This window comes from Cohnella abietis, assembly GCF_004295585.1.
GTDB classification, from domain to species: Bacteria; Bacillota; Bacilli; order Paenibacillales; family Paenibacillaceae; genus Cohnella; species Cohnella abietis.
In genome coordinates this window covers 947246-964749 of sequence record NZ_AP019400.1, presented here as the reverse complement: position 1 = coordinate 964749, position 17504 = coordinate 947246, and the positions used below count along the sequence as shown (strand labels likewise).

20 protein-coding genes are annotated in these 17504 nt (G+C 45.6%); 4 read left to right on the top strand and 16 right to left on the bottom strand.

Annotated elements, in window-relative coordinates:
- The first annotated feature begins 5 nt into the window (after positions 1-5).
- A complete protein-coding gene (locus tag KCTCHS21_RS03895) occupies positions 6-884 on the top strand; it encodes a carbohydrate ABC transporter permease (RefSeq protein ID WP_130605220.1) in 879 nt (292 codons plus the stop codon).
- Between the two features lie 725 nt (positions 885-1609).
- Here the strand turns inward: KCTCHS21_RS03895 and KCTCHS21_RS31905 are convergent.
- Positions 1610-1744, bottom strand: a complete 135-nt coding sequence (locus KCTCHS21_RS31905; RefSeq protein ID WP_269472742.1) for a hypothetical protein — start codon at positions 1742-1744, stop codon at positions 1610-1612.
- Between the two features lie 99 nt (positions 1745-1843).
- Between KCTCHS21_RS31905 and KCTCHS21_RS03890 the strand changes: the two genes are divergently transcribed.
- Both KCTCHS21_RS03890 and KCTCHS21_RS30795 read left to right on the top strand, forming a co-directional pair.
- Positions 1844-2029 (top strand): hypothetical protein, encoded by a 186-nt coding sequence (locus tag KCTCHS21_RS03890; RefSeq protein WP_130616331.1) that lies wholly within the window; start codon positions 1844-1846, stop codon positions 2027-2029.
- A gap of 27 nt (positions 2030-2056) precedes the next feature.
- Entirely contained in the window at positions 2057-2227 is a 171-nt protein-coding gene (locus tag KCTCHS21_RS30795) for a hypothetical protein (RefSeq protein WP_157993941.1), read from the top strand.
- 2 nt (positions 2228-2229) lie between these two features.
- Here KCTCHS21_RS30795 and rnhA read toward each other — a convergent pair whose 3' ends face one another.
- Positions 2230-2889, bottom strand: coding sequence for a ribonuclease H (gene rnhA, locus KCTCHS21_RS03885; RefSeq protein WP_130605219.1), 660 nt, complete (start codon positions 2887-2889; stop codon positions 2230-2232).
- Positions 2890-2923: 34 nt separating this feature from the next.
- Positions 2924-3670: a type I methionyl aminopeptidase gene (map, locus tag KCTCHS21_RS03880; protein ID WP_130605218.1), complete on the bottom strand. Its 747-nt coding sequence runs from the start codon at positions 3668-3670 to the stop codon at positions 2924-2926.
- A 231-nt stretch (positions 3671-3901) separates the two neighbouring features.
- On the opposite strand from map, the gene KCTCHS21_RS03875 reads away from it, so the two are divergent.
- Positions 3902-5032, top strand: a complete 1131-nt coding sequence (locus tag KCTCHS21_RS03875; protein WP_130605217.1) for a ParB/RepB/Spo0J family partition protein — start codon at positions 3902-3904, stop codon at positions 5030-5032.
- A 122-nt stretch (positions 5033-5154) separates the two neighbouring features.
- Here KCTCHS21_RS03875 and KCTCHS21_RS03870 read toward each other — a convergent pair whose 3' ends face one another.
- The 13 genes from KCTCHS21_RS03870 to KCTCHS21_RS03810 all read right to left on the bottom strand — a co-directional run bounded on the left by KCTCHS21_RS03870 (position 5155) and on the right by KCTCHS21_RS03810 (position 17440).
- The gene (locus KCTCHS21_RS03870; protein ID WP_130605216.1) at positions 5155-5601 is read right to left on the bottom strand and encodes a hypothetical protein; all 447 of its coding nucleotides are present in this window, start codon (positions 5599-5601) and stop codon (positions 5155-5157) included.
- Positions 5602-5650: 49 nt separating this feature from the next.
- A complete protein-coding gene (locus KCTCHS21_RS03865) occupies positions 5651-6577 on the bottom strand; it encodes an ABC transporter ATP-binding protein (protein ID WP_232058063.1) in 927 nt (308 codons plus the stop codon).
- Positions 6570-7556, bottom strand: coding sequence for an ABC transporter ATP-binding protein (locus tag KCTCHS21_RS03860; RefSeq protein WP_130605214.1), 987 nt, complete (start codon positions 7554-7556; stop codon positions 6570-6572). Before KCTCHS21_RS03860 ends, KCTCHS21_RS03865 begins: the two co-directional genes overlap by 8 nt.
- 46 nt (positions 7557-7602) lie before the next feature.
- Entirely contained in the window at positions 7603-8448 is an 846-nt protein-coding gene (locus tag KCTCHS21_RS03855; RefSeq protein ID WP_130605213.1) for an ABC transporter permease, read from the bottom strand.
- A gap of 4 nt (positions 8449-8452) precedes the next feature.
- Positions 8453-9403, bottom strand: coding sequence for an ABC transporter permease (locus KCTCHS21_RS03850; protein WP_130605212.1), 951 nt, complete (start codon positions 9401-9403; stop codon positions 8453-8455).
- Positions 9404-9490: 87 nt separating this feature from the next.
- Positions 9491-11122 (bottom strand): ABC transporter substrate-binding protein, encoded by a 1632-nt coding sequence (locus KCTCHS21_RS03845; RefSeq protein WP_130605211.1) that lies wholly within the window; start codon positions 11120-11122, stop codon positions 9491-9493.
- 141 nt (positions 11123-11263) lie between these two features.
- A complete protein-coding gene (locus tag KCTCHS21_RS03840) occupies positions 11264-11695 on the bottom strand; it encodes a peptidylprolyl isomerase (RefSeq protein ID WP_130605210.1) in 432 nt (143 codons plus the stop codon).
- Positions 11696-11712: 17 nt separating this feature from the next.
- Positions 11713-11910, bottom strand: a complete 198-nt coding sequence (locus tag KCTCHS21_RS03835) for a hypothetical protein (protein WP_130605209.1) — start codon at positions 11908-11910, stop codon at positions 11713-11715.
- Positions 11911-12005: 95 nt separating this feature from the next.
- Positions 12006-13247: an MFS transporter gene (locus tag KCTCHS21_RS03830; RefSeq protein ID WP_130605208.1), complete on the bottom strand. Its 1242-nt coding sequence runs from the start codon at positions 13245-13247 to the stop codon at positions 12006-12008.
- 40 nt (positions 13248-13287) lie between these two features.
- Positions 13288-13896: a TetR/AcrR family transcriptional regulator gene (locus KCTCHS21_RS03825; RefSeq protein WP_130605207.1), complete on the bottom strand. Its 609-nt coding sequence runs from the start codon at positions 13894-13896 to the stop codon at positions 13288-13290.
- Positions 13897-13969: 73 nt separating this feature from the next.
- On the bottom strand, positions 13970-14170 hold the full coding sequence (locus tag KCTCHS21_RS03820) for a hypothetical protein (protein WP_130605206.1): 201 nt from the start codon (positions 14168-14170) through the stop codon (positions 13970-13972).
- 678 nt (positions 14171-14848) lie between these two features.
- Positions 14849-15958: a site-2 protease family protein gene (locus KCTCHS21_RS03815; protein WP_408621790.1), complete on the bottom strand. Its 1110-nt coding sequence runs from the start codon at positions 15956-15958 to the stop codon at positions 14849-14851.
- 201 nt (positions 15959-16159) lie between these two features.
- A complete protein-coding gene (locus tag KCTCHS21_RS03810; RefSeq protein WP_130605204.1) occupies positions 16160-17440 on the bottom strand; it encodes an MFS transporter in 1281 nt (426 codons plus the stop codon).
- Between the last annotated feature and the right edge of the window lie 64 nt (positions 17441-17504).

Here is a 17504-nt window from a genome sequence, read left to right as displayed (position 1 = left end):
TACCCATGGCGGCTGCCGCTTTAAGCGCAAAAGACAGAGAAAATAACAATACCGGTAATAGCTTGATTCAGTGGCTGTCCCGGATCTCTTATTATGGATTTATGATTGTGCTCTCGTGTTTTTACTTCTATCCAATGATATGGCTGGTTCTGTCCTCCTTCCGGGAAAATCGTGATATATTCACAAGCCCGTTCAAGTTTCCAGACCATATTAACTTTCAGAACTGGGTTGACGCCTGGAAGATCGGCCATATTAGCACCTACGCTACGAATAGTGTCATTGTCACATCATTAACAGTCATTTTCATTTTGCTGTTTGCTAGTATGGCAGCCTTCTCCTTCAGCAAGCTGCGTTTCCGGGGAAGCAATGGATTGCTCATGCTTTTCGTCATCGGACTGTTTATGCCCCTGCAATCCTTTTTCATCGCTCAGAGCTATATTTTCGACCGATTAAATCTTAAAGACTCTTATATGGGACTTATCCTTCCGTATATCGGTGTTGGATTGCCTTTGGCCGTATTTTTGTTAAAATCCTTTCTGGACTCAATTCCTAAGGATTTGATTGAGGCCTCACGGATTGACGGGTGTAACGACCGCATTCTGTTTACTCGCATTATTCTTCCTTTGCTAGGGCCAGGCCTGGCTACGGTTGCTATCTTCTCCTCGCTGAACGCTTGGAATGAATTGTTGCTCGCCATGCTCTATATTCAGAATGATGATCTTAAAACTTTACCTGTCGGTCTCCTTGCATTCTCAAGCCGATATGTGACCAACTACAAGTTGCTGTTTTCTGCGCTTTCCCTAATCACGATTCCGATGATCTTAGCTTATGTATTTTTCCACAAGCACATCGTAAGCGGACTTACGGAAGGCTCCCTTAAATAGGTATAGTTCTAGCAGCACAAACAAGCCCCCCGACACTTGGCTGGGGGGCTTGTTTGCTTCCTTGGGAGCAAATTGTACATTATGTAGCTAACCGTGCCTCTCCCGAGACCCGTTGTTCGAAAATATCGTACATCTGCCTCCTAACGTGCCTCTCACTACAACCGTTGCTCGAAAATTTCGAGCCTCTCTCTCCGGTCGTGCCTCTCCAAACATCTGTTACTCGAAAATTTCGTACATCTGCCTCCTAACGTGCCTCTTCCGACACCTGTTACTCGAAAATATCGTACATCTGCCTCCTAACGTACCTCTCCCGAGACCCGTTACTCGAAAATATCGTACATCTAACTCCTAACGTACCTCTCCAAACACCTGTTATTCGAAAATATCGTACATCTAACTCCTCCCGTACCTCTCCAAACACCTGTTACTCGAAAATTTCGTATATCTGTCTCCAAACGTACCTCGCCAAACACCTGTTACTCGAAAATATCGTACATCTACCTCGAAACGTGCCTCGCCAAACACCTGTTGCTCGAAAATATCGAACGTCTGCCTCCAAACATGCCTCTCACTACACCCGTTGTTCGAAAGTTTCGTACATCTAACTCCTAACGTGTCTCTCCAGACACCCGTTGTTCGAAAAATTCGTACATCTAACTCCAAACGTGCCTCTCCAAACACCCGTTACTCGAAAATATCGTACATCTAACTCCTAACGTACCTCGTCAAACACCTGTTGCACGAAAATATCGTACATCTAACTCCAATCGTGCCTCTCCAAACACCCGTTGCTCGAAATTTTCGAGCATCTGCTCCCAAGGTGTCGTTCTCTTCCTATTATTACGTCCTTTTGTTGACACTTACTGCTCTCCATGCTATGTTGATCCCATATGGGCATTCCGCAGCGTCATGTGCGGGGTGCTATCTGTATTGTTGATTTATGCGAGAGGAGCATGCAGATGGTTCAAGTTAAAGAGTTTGTAGATACAGACAGTTCCCTAGCGGAGAAAAGAGCAAATGAATTCCTAGCTACCCTTCAGGATGACCAAGTCATTAATATCTGTTACGGTTCAATTGGCAAACAAATCGTTGCCAACAAAACTGATCAAAGAAGTGCGATATTAGTCGTCTATAAAACAAAATGATCAAGCACAAAGAAAGGAGTCTTTATTTTGCAAACCTACAACGATATTCAAGAAACTCCAGCATCCGATGATGCTAAACCTCCCGACCCCCAAATAGAAACGAATACGGTCTCGGGAACCTTCTTTAAAGCTCTATTTTACGTAGGTATATCCAGCATTATCTTATTGGCAGTTTATTGCTTGGTAACTACTAAGTGAGCTTATTTCCGCCCGTAATCGGCCTTAATCTCACCCCATTGCTTCGTCTGCCATTTCACGACCTTATTCGAATAAGAATGGGTCTTTAACCATTCAATTGCACGGTCGACCAGCTCCCATATTTCCTTGGTCGACTCGTCCCTAACTAATGTTGAGGACACCGATTTTTGTTTGACCCACTTCAGTGCGTTAACAGAGTCGCTATACACTGTTTTGTTGCTTCCGATTTTTTGCAAATACGCCAATCCGTGAACGATGGCGAGAAACTCTCCGAGATTGTTCGTCCCTTTCTTAAGAGGTCCCTTGGAGAAAATAACCTCGCCCGTTTGCGTATCCACGCCTTTATATTCCACCGGACCAGGATTACCACTTGTCCCTACATCGACGGAAATACTGTTATAGTCAATTTCCTCAGTCGTCTCTACCCCAGAGGAGCTAGGCTTGAAGGAGCTTCCGCTAGAAACCTTCCCTTTCCCCTGACCTTGCCCCCAATGCTTCTTCCATCCCGCTTTATAAGCTTCATCAGCTGCTGCCCTAGTTTCGTATGACTTAAATTTAGCATCATCAAATTTATTGATCTGCTCTTGGCAGTCGGCCCAGCTTGTATAGACGCCTGGTTTTCTGCCGACCCAGACTACGTAATATTTTTGCTTAGCTGCCATCTATGTGCGACCTCTTTTCTCCATTTTCTAAAACTTAGCACGCGGTAACAATAATAGGTTTGTCATTCGTAATAATAATGGTATGCTCATGCTGGGCAACGCGGCTATTATCCGGAACAGTTAACGTCCAGCCATCGCCCTGCTCAACAACATAAGTAGCTCCTGTAGACAGGAAAGGCTCGAATGTAATGACCTGACCAGCCTTCAATACTCTTCGCTCGCTACGATCATAATAAGGAAGTATATTAATCGGCTCCTCATGAAGCGACTTGCCCACTCCGTGACTACATAGATTCTCTATGATTCGATATCCGCCTTTCCGCGCCTCATCCTCCATGATTTTGCCAATCTGATTCAGCTTTACTCCAGCCTTTAAGCTAGAGATGACCTTCATCATTGTAGAATAGGTATACTTGCATAGGTTGTCCATCTCAGTGGTGACCGGGGGAATCTGGAACGACTGTCCAGCATCGGCATAAAATCCATCTAGCTCTGCTGAGACGTCAATGTTAACTAAATCACCCGCCTGCAAAATACGATCACCTGGAATACCATGAGCAACCTCTTCATTAACGCTAATACAAGTATATGCTGGAAAAGCTACATCCTTCATAGGAGCGGAAGTAGCCCCGTATCGATCGAGCATCCTCTTGCCAATGAGATCAAGCTCCCTTGTTGTCATACCTGGCTCGGCGCTCTTTTTCATTTCTTCAATGGTTAATGCGACAATTTTGCCAATCTTCATTAGCTGTTCGATATCCTGCTGAGATTGTATAGTCATTAGGTTACTGTCCCCTTTGGTTCATATCGTATATGATAAATACTTGTACTACCTACCTTACAGCTTTCTTCTATCTCACGCAAAATAAACCGACAAAAGCGGTCAGCAAACAGCGATTAGCAGCAGTTGAATAAGGCAATCTTATTCCCAGGAATCAAACCCTGTTATATAATACATATGTTCCCATTGTCGCATCCATTGACGACCTAATCAAATGATAGGAGAAAATAAATGGATATTATTGAAATTCAAACACACCTAGTAGATGAAGATACAGATCAACCTAGATATCAGTTCGATGAAGAAGCGCTTCAAGAATTGATGAGTAGCATTGAAGAGCTCGGCCTTCTTTCCCCGATCAAAGTAAGAACGACGAATGATGGCAGATTTAAGATTATCTACGGCAACAGGCGCTACAAAGCTTGTAAAATGCTGGGCCGTCCAACGATTCCATGTATCGTTTCCAATGTTACGGATGAGATGGAAATCTACTTGGAGCAAATCGCGGAAAATCTGACTCGACAAGGCTTCTCTCCGATTGAAGAAGCCGAGGCATTCAACAAGCTACTGAATGACCCTAAATTCAGCAGCTCCATTAAGTATATGTCCGGCAAGCTCGGGAAGCCAGAAGCTTACATCAAGAACAAACTGGACCTACTGAAGTTTAGTCCTGCCGTGCGAGCCCTCATTGTATACGGTACGGAAATCCGCAAGGACAAGCTAACTGAGGATCAACTGATGCCCCTTAAGGACTTGCCGATGGAATATCGCGATTCCCTCGCCATGATAATGGCGACAGACGAAATGTCCGTTCCTGACGTCAAGCGGATTGCTCGCCTATTTAAGGACAAGGAAATTTCCGATGGCACTAAAGGAAAGCTATTGTTCAAGACGGGACCCCAGCTTCTAGAGACCTGGTCTACATTTGAGCATAACAAGAAGGAACGGGCCAAGAGCAAGAGCATCATTGAACCAGAAATGGTGAATAGTGCTGACACTTCAACCGATCCCGCGGAAAATAGTTCGACGACGCCTGCTAGTGAGGCTAGCCCGACAAAGGCAAAAGCACCAGAGAACTCATCAAGAGACATACCTAAGTACAACCCCAATAGACCCGCTGCGCCAGAGTCTATCGAAATTTTCGAGGAAGATCCTGTCCCTACGAGCTTCATCGAGGGCATGCTGAATTTATTGCTTGCGACATTACCTGCCCCTAGCCACCTTTCCCCTAAAGACTTGCCAAATCTTGAAGGCGTGGAGAGAGATCAGTTCGTACAGGACGTCGATACTCTCATAGCGGATCTTGAGAAGCATTTGGCCGAGTGGCGCACGGTTAAAGATATGATGCTTGTCAAACAGTAGAAATTTCTAGCTTCCAAGCCAGTCTTCTAAAAGAGCCTTCAAAACCCTTAATAAAAAGGGAATTGAAGGCTCTTACTATGCCCCCGCCCCTCTCTTCAGAGGAGGAGCTGGCTTACCATCTCTTAGCGTTGTATGGGCTCGATACGATACAGACTAGCTCCTTCAGAAGATGCTTGCCCTTCTTCATTAATCGCCCAGCCGAACGACAAGGTGTTCGCTAGCTTTTCTTTTTCTTCCGCTGTTAGACTAACGTGAACAGCTTCTTGGCCTTCCTCTAGCAATAGCTCAGGCTCTTTCCCGAATGTAATCAAGATCCAGCTCCGAATGCCGCGAACCGTATTGTATTTAATCTGATAGCCTTCTGTGACTGACGCTTCGAATACCTCTGGCTCCTCCGCAGCAAAAGCGGTAAGCAGCTCATACTTGAAGTGGAACGGACTTTCGTCTACAGGAAGCTCGCCTGCTTTTACTTTACGAACTAGCTCGTCGTTTGTCCAACCGAGTGCGCGTAACGATTCCACCATCAATGCGTCCATTTGAGATAATTTCACTCTGCTTGCCGTTCCCATTGCTCAGCTTCCTCCCTCGTATAATGAATGACATAAGTTACTTAGCCCATTAGTGGCCTGCAACAAAATGACCTGGACTTACTTCGCGTAGCTGGGCTGCTTCATCACTACCTGACCCATAATCCTCAATCTTATTATTCACTAATATTCGTTGACTTGCTACACGAGGATCGGGTACTGGAATAGCGGATAAAAGTGCCTGTGTATAAGGATGCAGTGGATTCTCATACAATTCATCGCTAGGCGCAACTTCGACAAGCCGCCCACCATACATAACGCCAATCCGGTCAGAAATATGCCGCACCATAGACAAATCATGAGCGATGAACAAGTACGTAAGTCCGAATTCTTTCTGCAAATCCTCCAGCATATTAACGACCTGAGCCTGCACGGATACGTCTAGAGCAGAGATCGGCTCGTCACATACAACGAACTCCGGTCTAACCGATAACGCTCTCGCGATGGAGATACGCTGGCGCTGCCCCCCACTGAATTCATGAGGATAGCGATACAGATGCTCGCTCTTGAGCCCTACCTTTTTCAGAAGCTCAGCAACCGCGTCCTTACGCTCGTCTCCCTTGAATACACCATGAATATCCATGGGCTCCCCAATCAGCTCAAGCACATTCATGCCTGGATTTAGAGAGGAGTACGGATCCTGGAAAATAGTCTGAATACGACTGCGAAAAGGCTTAAGCTGCTTCTCGCCAAGCTTCGATAGATTATGTCCGTCGAAGTAAACCTCACCATCAGTATAATCATATAATCGAATAAGGCAACGACCTACCGTGGACTTGCCGCTTCCTGATTCCCCTACCAGGCCGAATGTCTCACCTTGGCGAATCTGGAAGCTGACTCCGTCTACAGCTTTAAGCACCTGAGTATGGCGTCCCCATATGTCTTTACCTTTGGAAAAATGCTTTTTCAAATTTCTAACGTCTACGAGTACATCGCTTTTACTCTTGAGCTCACTCACCGGAATCACCTCCGTTATCCAACAACCAGCACATCGCACGTTGACCCGGACCAACCTCGAACATCGGTGGACGTTCCACACATTTTGCGAACGCATGCGGACAACGCTCCATGAAAGGACAGCCTGGAGGTGGATCAAGCAGGTCAGGCGGTGTCCCTTCGATCGGAATTAGCCGCTCACGGGACCCGCCTCCCCGTTTAGGCACAGAGCGTAGAAGCCCTTGAGTGTACGGATGTCCAGGGCGGTAGAAGATGTCCTCCACTGCCCCTTCCTCCATAATCATTCCTCCGTACATAACAATGACACGGGTACATACCTGTGCAACTACACCCAGATCATGAGTGATGAGTGCAACAGCTGTATTGGAGTTCTTCTTTAGCTCCTTGAGAAGATCAAGAATCTGAGCTTGTATAGTCACATCCAAAGCAGTAGTAGGCTCATCAGCGATAAGCAGCTCCGGCTTGCAGGAAAGGGCCATGGCAATCATGACCCTTTGCCTCATGCCTCCGCTGAATTCGTGCGGATACTGGTCAACGCGGCGCTCGGGCTCCGTAATGCCAACCTCTCGCAGGCCTTCAATAGCCTCTTTAAGTGCCTCGCTTTTGCTTAAGCCCCGATGTCTACGGATAACCTCCGTCATTTGTGCGCCGATTTTCTTTACCGGGTTAAGCGACGTCATGGGATCCTGAAACACCATCGCCAGTTGATTACCCCGAATCTCTCGCCACTTTTTCTCGGCTATTCCGGACAAGCTTTTTCCTCTATAGTTAATATCTCCACTTATGATTTTGCCGGGAGGAGGGATTAAGCCCAGAATGGCCTTAGCAGTTACACTCTTGCCGCTACCCGATTCTCCGACAATTCCAAGCGTTTCCCCAGCATCGATATGAAAGCTAATCCCGCGGACCGCTTGATTCTCGCCGCTCCGGGTGTAGAAAGATACTTTAAGTTCCTCAACAGTTAGCAACCGTTCTGTCATTTTCTTATTCACTCCTTAGCACCTTACTGTTACTATTGCCACCGGACTACCTTCGAATCAATTTCGGCTCAAAGCCTACGCGTAGGATATCACCCAGAACGTTAAAGCTAAGTACCGTCAATAGGATGAACAAGCCGGGAAACAAAGCCAGATAAGGAGCCTGCGCGATATAGCCCTGCGCATTGTTAAGCATGCTACCCCAAGTTGCATTAGGAGCTTGCACACCAAAGCCAAGAAAGCTCAAGGAAGATTCCATCATAATCGCAGATGCAATATTATTAGTTGCGCCTACGATGACGACAGGCATCAGGTTAGGTAGAATATGACGGCCAATAATGCCGAAAGCCCCTTGGCCCGAAGCCTTTGCATAGAGAACATATTCCCGCTCTTTCAGCGACATCGTCTCGGCCCGGATAATCCGTGCAATGTTCATCCACATCAAGAGTGAAATAATAACGATAATATTGCCAACGCTCGGCTTCAGAAATACACTGAGCAGCAGCAGAATAAGAAAGGACGGAATAGACATTACAACTTCTAAGAAACGCATAAGCAGGTTATCAATAAGTCCTCCGAAATAACCGCTGATTACCCCAACTGCCACTCCGATTCCAGTAGCAAGTATCATGGAAGAAAACCCAACCATAAGCGATACTCTCCCGCCATAGAGAGCCCTTGTGAAATAGTCCCGGCCGTAGTCATCCGTGCCGAACCAATGTCCTGCACTAGGCGGCTTCAGACGCTCCATAACATTTAGGGCATTCGGATCCTGAGGGGACAGGAAAGCTAAGGCCGCAGCTAGCGTAAATACGACTAAGATAACGACACCCGCAATTCCTAGCCCGTTCGATAATAGCTCGTTGCCGACACTACGCCATTTACTCCGATTCATGTGATCACCTCGTTGTTTTGATTCTCGGATCAGTTATGCCGTACAGAATATCGGCTAACAGATTACCGACGATCAGCATGACGGAAGAGAACAGCGTAATTCCCATGATAACGGGGTAATCCATACCTTTCACAGCTGTCATACCAAGGGAGCCGATCCCCGGCCATGAGAACACCGTTTCCGTTACAATAGCACCGGCCACAAGCTCAGCTAAAGACAATCCGAGCAATGTGATGACCGGTAGCAACACATGCTTCAGCACGTGTCTGAACAGGATGGTCCTTTTCGTTGAACCGAAAGCATACTGAATTTGCACATAATCCTCTTTAAGCTGTCCAATCGTGCTTGAACGAATATATCGAACATATATCGCCAGAAATCCGAAGGCAAGAACTGTACATGGTAAGATACCATGCTTAATAACGTCTATTGTGGAGTTAACCCCAATCGTTCGCATTCCCATGCTAGGCAGCCATTGAAGCTTTATTGAGAAAAAATACATGAGCAATATAGCAAGCCAGAACAAGGGAACCGAAATGCCGATGTAGGAAAAGAGATTAATTAGCTTATCGATCCAACGATTACGATTGGCTCCTGCCACTAACCCAAGAGGAATAGCTAGCAGAACGGCTAATCCAATTGAAGCACCCATCAAACCAGCGGTAGCAGGTAGTCTCTCCATAATCTGTCCTAAAACGGGCTTATGATTAATAAGAGAATAGCCCAAATTCCCTGACAAGGTTTCTTTAATCCAAATAAAATATTGGACATAGCCTGGCTTATCTAAGCCTAGGTTATGCCGGATGCGTTCGATATCCTCTGCATGCATATTCGGCGTAACGAAGGAAAGCACAGGATCTCCTGGCGCCAGCTTAATCATGGCAAAGCATGCTATTGAAACAAAGATCAGCAATGGCACGGTTTGCAATAATCTTCTGACGATGAGTTGTCTCATACGCTTCTTCTCCCAGCTGTTTCTGAATCTATCCGTATCTCGACAAAAAAATAAGCTGAACTTTCCAGCTTATTTTTTGCCCGCTTCTTATTTCAGGTAAAGTTTGGACAAGTCTTCGAATATAACAACAGGCTTCAAGACAGCCTCTTCGATGCCACCGTATTTCTTATCAACGGCTACAATCGTTTTTGTATAGGCAATCGGATAGATCGCTGCATCGTCTGCTGTAATTTCTTGAATCTTCTTGTAGATCGCTTCGCGCTTAGCTGCATCGGCTTCGCCTGCACCTTGCTTGAAGAGCTCATCCACTTCTTTGTTCGCATAGTGCGAATAGTTAGAGCTGCCATCGGAAGTGTACAGAATGCTGTAGCTATCTGGATCGAAGCTCATGATATAACCCGTAATGGCTAATTCATAATCTGTTGCCTTCTGGTCGATGAATTTAGCAACCCACGCAGAAGCATCCATGCTCTTAAGCTCAACATCTACACCGATTGCTTTAAGCTTCTGTTGCGTGTATAGCGAGATTGCTTCTTGTGCTTTATCGCCGCTCTTTACAATGAAGCGCAATTTGAGGTTTTTAACACCAGCAGCCTTAAGGAGCTCCTTAGCCTTCTCCGCATCGTTATCGAAGGTAGCTACATCATTCGTTTGGAATAATACATCTGGAGTCAAAATTGACTTAGCCGGGTCTGCATATTCTTTGGATGTGTAAGCAACTTGAATGAGCTCTTCACGGTTCAAAGCATACGCTAAAGCTTGTCTTACTTCTTTCTTCTTAAGCAAGCCTGTATCACTGTTCTGATTGTACATGACGTAACCCAAGCGACCTTCGCTGTAAGGCAGAATCTCGAATTTATTCGTTGCTTGGATTGTAGGTACGTCTTGCGGATCTAGATATTTAATGTTAATTTCGCCGCTCTGAAGCGCAAGATTAGCTGCATTCGTATCTTTAGCAACTCGGTAAGTTACCGAATCAAGATGAGGCTTGCCGCTAAAGTAGTTATCGAATCTCTCTAGAGTAACGTACTCACCTGTTTTGTATTCTTTGAATTTGAAAGCACCGGAGCCAACTGGTGTATTGTTCTTAGTGCTTTTCTCAATATTCGCCTCATTCTCGAAGATGTGCTTCGGAATCGGTGTAATCTGTACCAAAGTCGATTCGAAAGCTGGATTCACCTGTGGAAGCTTGAAGTCAACTGTCGTCTCATCAACCTTAACCGCTTGGATTGGTTTGCCACCGATTATGAAGTTACCTCTTAGGAAGCTATTTTGCTTCTCATCAAGGATCTTCTCAATCGTGAATACTACGTCATCAGCAGTGAGCTTCTCGCCATCATGCCAAGTAAGTCCGCTTTTCAGCTTCAATGTATACGTTAGATTATCAGCAGAAGGCGTCAGGCTATCTGCCAAGTAAAAAGTTTTCTTACCGCTATTTACTTGAAACAATGGAGCATATAATGCTTGGTCAATCGTTAAGCTTACACGATCTCCAGCATAGAGGGGGTTAAGAACGACTGGATCTGAACCCACCGCGATAATAAGATTTCCGCCATCTTTCGGCTGATCTCCAGCTGCTGGCTGCGAGCCAGTAGCTTGAGACTCTGATGGGCTAGCCGATGGGGATGATTCTGAGTTGTTATTTCCTGAGCATGCGCTAACCAACAAGGTTAACAGCACCACAACAATGATTCCAAACACGCTTTTACGATTACGCATAAACTAAACCCTCCGTATCTCTAGTTGCTTATCATGATCCTGTGAACATACTACATCGGATTACTTGGAATTGCAATCAATCAAAATATGACTTATTTTCTAATCGCACTCCTCATATGGAAACAATTTCAGAACCACTCTTTATTCGTTCCATACCTTAACCTCAAGCATTTTGTCGCCGCGCTTCAGTGCATCTACATGCTCCATGCCTGAAATTACCCTACCAAAGACAGTATGGCGACCATCCAAATAATCAAACTCTGCATACGAGATGAAAAACTGACAGCTTCCCGTGTTCGTCCCAAAATGAGCCATAGAAATGATTCCCCGAACGTGCTTGTGAGGATTATTTTCCGTTTCACAAGGAATCTTGTCAGTACCACCTCGACCGGTTCCGTCTGGACAGCCGCCCTGAGCCACGAAGCCTCGAACAACGCGATGAAAGGTCAGTCCGTTGTAAAAGCCCTTATTCGCAAGCTTTTCGAAATTAGCTACGGTTCCGGGAGCATCTTGGTCGAACAATTCCATAACCACAACTTGTCCATTCTCGAGCGTGATCGAACCCTTTTTCATCTGCTTATCCTCGCTGACTATTTATGGTATTCCTCATTAGGGCCGCCAATATGTGCCACAGTTTTGGCAAGCTCTTCAGGTGCATATATTTCTTGGACTTCATCGGCTACTAACGGTCGATATTCCCCATTTTCGGTATACCGAAATACGTCAGCCCGAGGATTCATGGCAAGTAACAAGTTGATAAGATCTTGAACCTTTAGCGTATTGCTCATGGGCGCACTCCTCTTGTTGTATGTGTAACCTCTTTTTTGACTTAAGGCATTATACGCTATTTAGTGGCCTCAACGCTAAAGTAACAATTTCCCTGTTAAATATTAACACCGTTAGTTAATTCATTTTTTGTGTCTTTCTGAAAATGCAGCTTAAATGAAGGCCCTATGACAATCCAACAAATGACAGCCGCCATTATATAAACAGGGAGAATACCCAACATTTGAGCTAATACACCCGCTGATGATGTTCCGAGCAATAAAGCAGCCATGGATATCGGTGTGAATATTCCATTTACCCTTCCAACCATCTCAGTCGGTATTTTGGTGATAATGTAGCTACCCACCGCCGTATTAACAATAGCCAGCAGGATGCCATTGGCGAAGCGGAATACACCTGTTAGTATGGGCCACACAGATAGTGCTTCAACAGCAAAAGTAACTCCAAGGAAAAATACTGCGACCGGGAACAAATATCTCAAGCTTAACAAGCCAGTGAATACCACTGTTATTAATGCCCCTATGAGCAGCCCGATTCCGTCTGCAGCTACAAACCATTGCAAGTGCTCCTTGGACAATCCTAACCTCTCTGTCACAATGAAAATTTCGAGCGGCTGCACCAAACCGGCTGCCAAGCCAATGACAGAAAAGATAAGGAACAACTTCTTGAGGCTTTTCTCAGAGTTAACAAACTGGAGTCCTGCGGACAAATCTGCACGGAACGTAGACTTTGTTTTCTCTGCTACTACTACCTCTTTAGGCAGGAACGATAAAATGGCAGCAGAAATTAGAAATAATACTGGAAGCACAATGAGAGAAGCTGACAAGCCTGCCCATTGATAGATTGTAGTTCCTAGAATGGGTCCTAATATGATGAACAAAGATGACATGCTTTGCGTAATCCCGATGGCGCTTGGAACATCCTCTTCTGGGATGTGGCTTTTGAACATTTTAGCCGACGATGGCTGGGAAAATTGACTTAGTATTGCCGATACGAACACTGCACCATAAACAGCCTGCCACCAGCTACTCTCCACCAACAGGATGATGACAGCGATAGACGCTGCGCTAAGCAAGTCTCCTGCAATCATTGTTTTTTTCGGATTCCATCTGTCAGCTAACAGCCCACCAATAATAGAAAAAACGAATATAGGCGCGTACTCAAGTATAGTTAGCAGTGATATTGCCATTGGATTCCCATTCGTCTGCTCCATTATAAAGAACAGCAAAGCCATATTACGTATCCATATTGCCGACTGCTGTATAATATCGGAAGCGAGGATGATGCGGAATATTCGGTTTTTTAGTAACACTTGACGCCCTCCGTCTAGACCGACCATCCGGTCTAATTAATTTGCAAAAAAAAGCGCCACATGCTCATCACTTGGCGCGGATTCCATTCAACAAAAGATTTACTGCATCCCGATAAAATTCACTTACCCAAATCTGCTTCTCAGCTGTTTCGCGATTATCTATATAATATAGCTTGGATAATCCCTCGAACACACTGCTTACAATAATAACGAGCCTATCGAGGTCCCCAGCAATAAGCTCCCCCTGCTCCATCCCCTCTCGGAGAACATCACGACAAGCTAGCGATGTATTCTCACTTACCTTCAGCAAACGCTCAAAAACATCATCCGTAATGACGCGACTTCGAGAAAATTCCTCTAGAGCCTTAACCAACGGATTCTGAAAATCATTCGCATAATGCTCAGCAAGGGCATACAATTGTTCTTCTGTTGTGGTTAGCCGCTGGCGTATACGATCCCATTCTGCTATCCATTGCTCCGCGTCCTCTTCCGACACCTGTAGCAGGAGCTCATCCTTACTAGAGAAGTGGTGGTATAGGCTACCTTTACTAACCGCTGCTGCCTCACAAACCTCGTTCATCGTTACAGCTGCATAGCCTTTTTGTATAAATAGCTGCTTCGCTTTATCCGTTATACGTCTTTTAGTTTCTTCGCCGTCAGAGCGTCCTCTAGCCATCACGCACCCCCATAGACCGACCGGTTGGTCTAATTATATCACGCAATAAAAATTACACAATTCACAATTATGATTAGATAATAATCTCTTTGATTCTTTTTACAGACAATCCGGTATGCTGGACGATATCCATCATTGTAGCTCTAGGGTTCATCTTAATATATTCTTTAATGACTCGAGACTCGTTAAAATACAGTTGCTGGCAATCTGTACACAAGATGCCTCGCTTCTGTAACTGTAGTTTTCCGCACCTATCACAATTGTTAAGTTCCATTTCAGCTCATCCTGTCGGTTGGTACGGAATAATGTAGTAGCTTCATTGTAACATGTGCGGCTAAAATCGTCTCCTTGGGGGGCTGTTTTCTAGGCTGTTCTCTCTTGAGTACGCCTTCTGCTGTAGCCCCGCCCTTCCTGTATCTACATTGTCGTGGGCGTTACTCGATTTCTTCGTACAACGGGGTTCGCTCGGAGCTTGTTTGGGGTGCGTTACTCGATTTCTTCGTACAACGGAGTCCGCTACTGGCTTGTTTGGGGCGCGTTACTCGATTCTTTCGTACAACGGGGTACACTACTGGCTTGTTTGGGGCGCGTTACTCGATTTCTTCGTACAACAGGGTCCGCTCGGAGCTTGTTTGGGGCGCGTTACTCGATTCTTTCGTACAACGGGGTCCGCTTGGAGCTTGTTTGGGGTGCGTTACTCGATTCTTTCGTACAACGGGGTCGGATACTGGCTTGCTTGGGACGCGTTACTCGATTTCTTCGTACAACAGGGTCTGCTCGGGGCTTGTTTGGGGTGCGTTACTCGATTCTTTCGTACAACGAGGTACGCTACTGGCTTGTATGGGGCGCGTTACCCGATTCTTTCGTACAACGGGGTTCGCTCGGGGCTACGGGGAGCAGCAAGCAAAAAGACACCTCCCCACTTACGTAGAGAAAGTGCCCCTTTATTATTTTAACGATATAGCTCCATTAGGTTATGTCCATATACCATGAATAGCGATAACACTCCAGCTAGAAGGAGATAAGCTACTAGCACCTTCCACTTAACAGAGGCCGGCGCTACATAATAGGCTCTATTTTGCTTCAGCTCGTCTTCCAGCTGCTGAATCTTATTATCCGCTGTCTGTTGAGCAATGCCAAGGAGCTTCGAAGGAATTGGACGCGATGGATCTGCATCTGCATACTCCACCGGCTGATGCTCCCACTCTTGCAGCAGGTTCATAGTCAGATCGGCATAGTGACGGTCCATCCTCGCCTTCTCACGGGCTAGCCTCTCATCATCATGCAGGAAAGGAATCATCCGTTTACCCTCAACCGATTGTGCCGCCTGAGCAGCAGCGGAGATTTCAGCAGACAACGCTTGCTTAAGATTCCAAGTAGTTGTTAAAGTCGGCCAATGTGCAATGGCATCCCGGTAGGCCATAAGCTTCTCTCTCTCGTAAGAAAGCAAGGCGTTCCGATGCCCCTCTTTAGCTCGATTCCACCAAGAGAAAAGTCCCATGATAATAATAAGAAAGAGTATCGGACTTGGAGAAACAGCAACAAATACACCTAGCAATAATAGACCTACAAACCAAATTTTCGTGGAAAGCACCGAGACGATGCGCCCTCCGTCCAACGGCGATACAGGCAGCAAATTAAACAAGTTAATCATCGCACCCATGAAAATAACCATCGCCCAGAACGGTTCCTCGGTATATTGATAAAGCACGACTGCAGGCAAGAAGGAAATTAGCCCTGCAAGCGGACCTCCATAAGCCATATAAGCTTCGGTAGCTGCATCCTTTGGACGTTCTTTTAACGAAATCATAGCACCTAAGAATGGAATGAAGAAGGCTGGAGATGTCGGTATGCCTTTGCGCTTAGCCGCGATAACATGACCCATTTCATGGACGAATAGCAAATATACTAAAGCAACCCCAAACTTCCAACCATATAAGGCGGCATATGCACCCAAGCTTACTATCATCGATATGAATGTACCACCAAATTTAGTCCACTTCAGCATAGCCAATGCCCACTTAAACTTAGCTAGCAGGAAAACTCCGATCCCCATCAGCATAGATCGGCCGCGTGAATTATTCACTTCTAACTTCCTTTCGTTAAAGAGCATAAATGAAATATCTTTTATTATCTCATTTAAATACGAAATAGGTTACCCCCGAGTTTCGTAAATACTCCTAAACCTAGTCAGAAAAGTTCGTGATGTCACGTCTACTGCCCGCTTCCTGGGCTTGATATGTGCCAGCTCCGAAGAAGGGAGTTACATTGCTTTATTCATTTGTACCGTTACTGACGCGCTCTCCTTAGAAATCTTAATTGCCATCAGTGCTGCGAGGAAGCAAACGAAGCCCGCCGCAATGAATGGAATAGAGTATGAGCCTAACCAATCACGCATAACCCCTGCTCCATATGCAGCAACAGAAGCTCCGATCTGATGAGCGACAACGATCCAGCCAAAAACCATACCTGCCTGCTCTTTACCGAACACATTCGATGATATTTTTACAGTAGGCGGTACGGTAGCAATCCAATCCAGACCATAGAAAACGGTAAAAATCATCATCTCAACGTAACCCATCTGAAGCGCCTGAGGTAAGAACAGGAGCGAAAGACCACGAAGAGCGTAGTACCAGAACAGCAGCCATCTGCTGTCGAATCTATCGGATAGCCATCCTGACAAAGTCGTTCCTACTAGATCAAACAATCCCATTAATGCAAGGAACCCAGCAGCTACAACACCTGGAATTCCGATATCTCCGCAGGCAGGTATCAAATGCGTACCAATTAAGCCGTTAGTTGAGAACCCACAGAAGAAAAATGTCCCGGCAAGCAGCCAGAAGGTAGAATCCTTAAGCGCAGATCGGAGTACACGTAATGGAGTGAGAAAAATATTGCCCTTGAAAGGAGTTGGCTTAACAACTTCCTCCGTACCATAAGAAGCGGCACCGACGTCGTGCGGATGGTTTCTCATCCAGATGGCAACAATAACAAGTACAATGAGAACAGCAGCTACGCCAGCATATACCGCATATCTCCATCCCATATCTATCGTTATTTGGGCCATTAAGGGCATAAATAAAAGCTGACCGGTTGCAGCACTGGCTGTTAACATCCCAACCACTAATCCCTTTCTCTTCGTAAACCATTGATTAGCAACAGTTACACCAAGCACGTTAGCCATCATACCCGTCCCAAGTCCCGCAACGAAGCCCCATAAGAATTGAAATTGCCATAACGCCGTCATCAACGGAGTGATCGACAGGCTAACCGCTAGTACTGCTAGGGCGACTACCATTATCCTCCGAATACCAAATCTAAGTAACAAAGCTGCCGAGAATGGCCCCATTAAGCCATATAAAAATATCCCCACGGACACCACGCCAGAAATCCCACCACGACTCCATCCAAATTCGCCTTCGAGTGGAATCATAAGCACGCTAGGTAATGAACGAATTCCTGCTGATACTAGTAAGGTGATAAAAGTAATTAGAACAACAATCCATCCGTAATATAATTTACTTGAAGCTTTATTCGCGCTCATGCTTAGTCCTCAATCCTGTTATTTTGTATTTTGTTTGTACATACAACTATATTAAAAGAAGAAA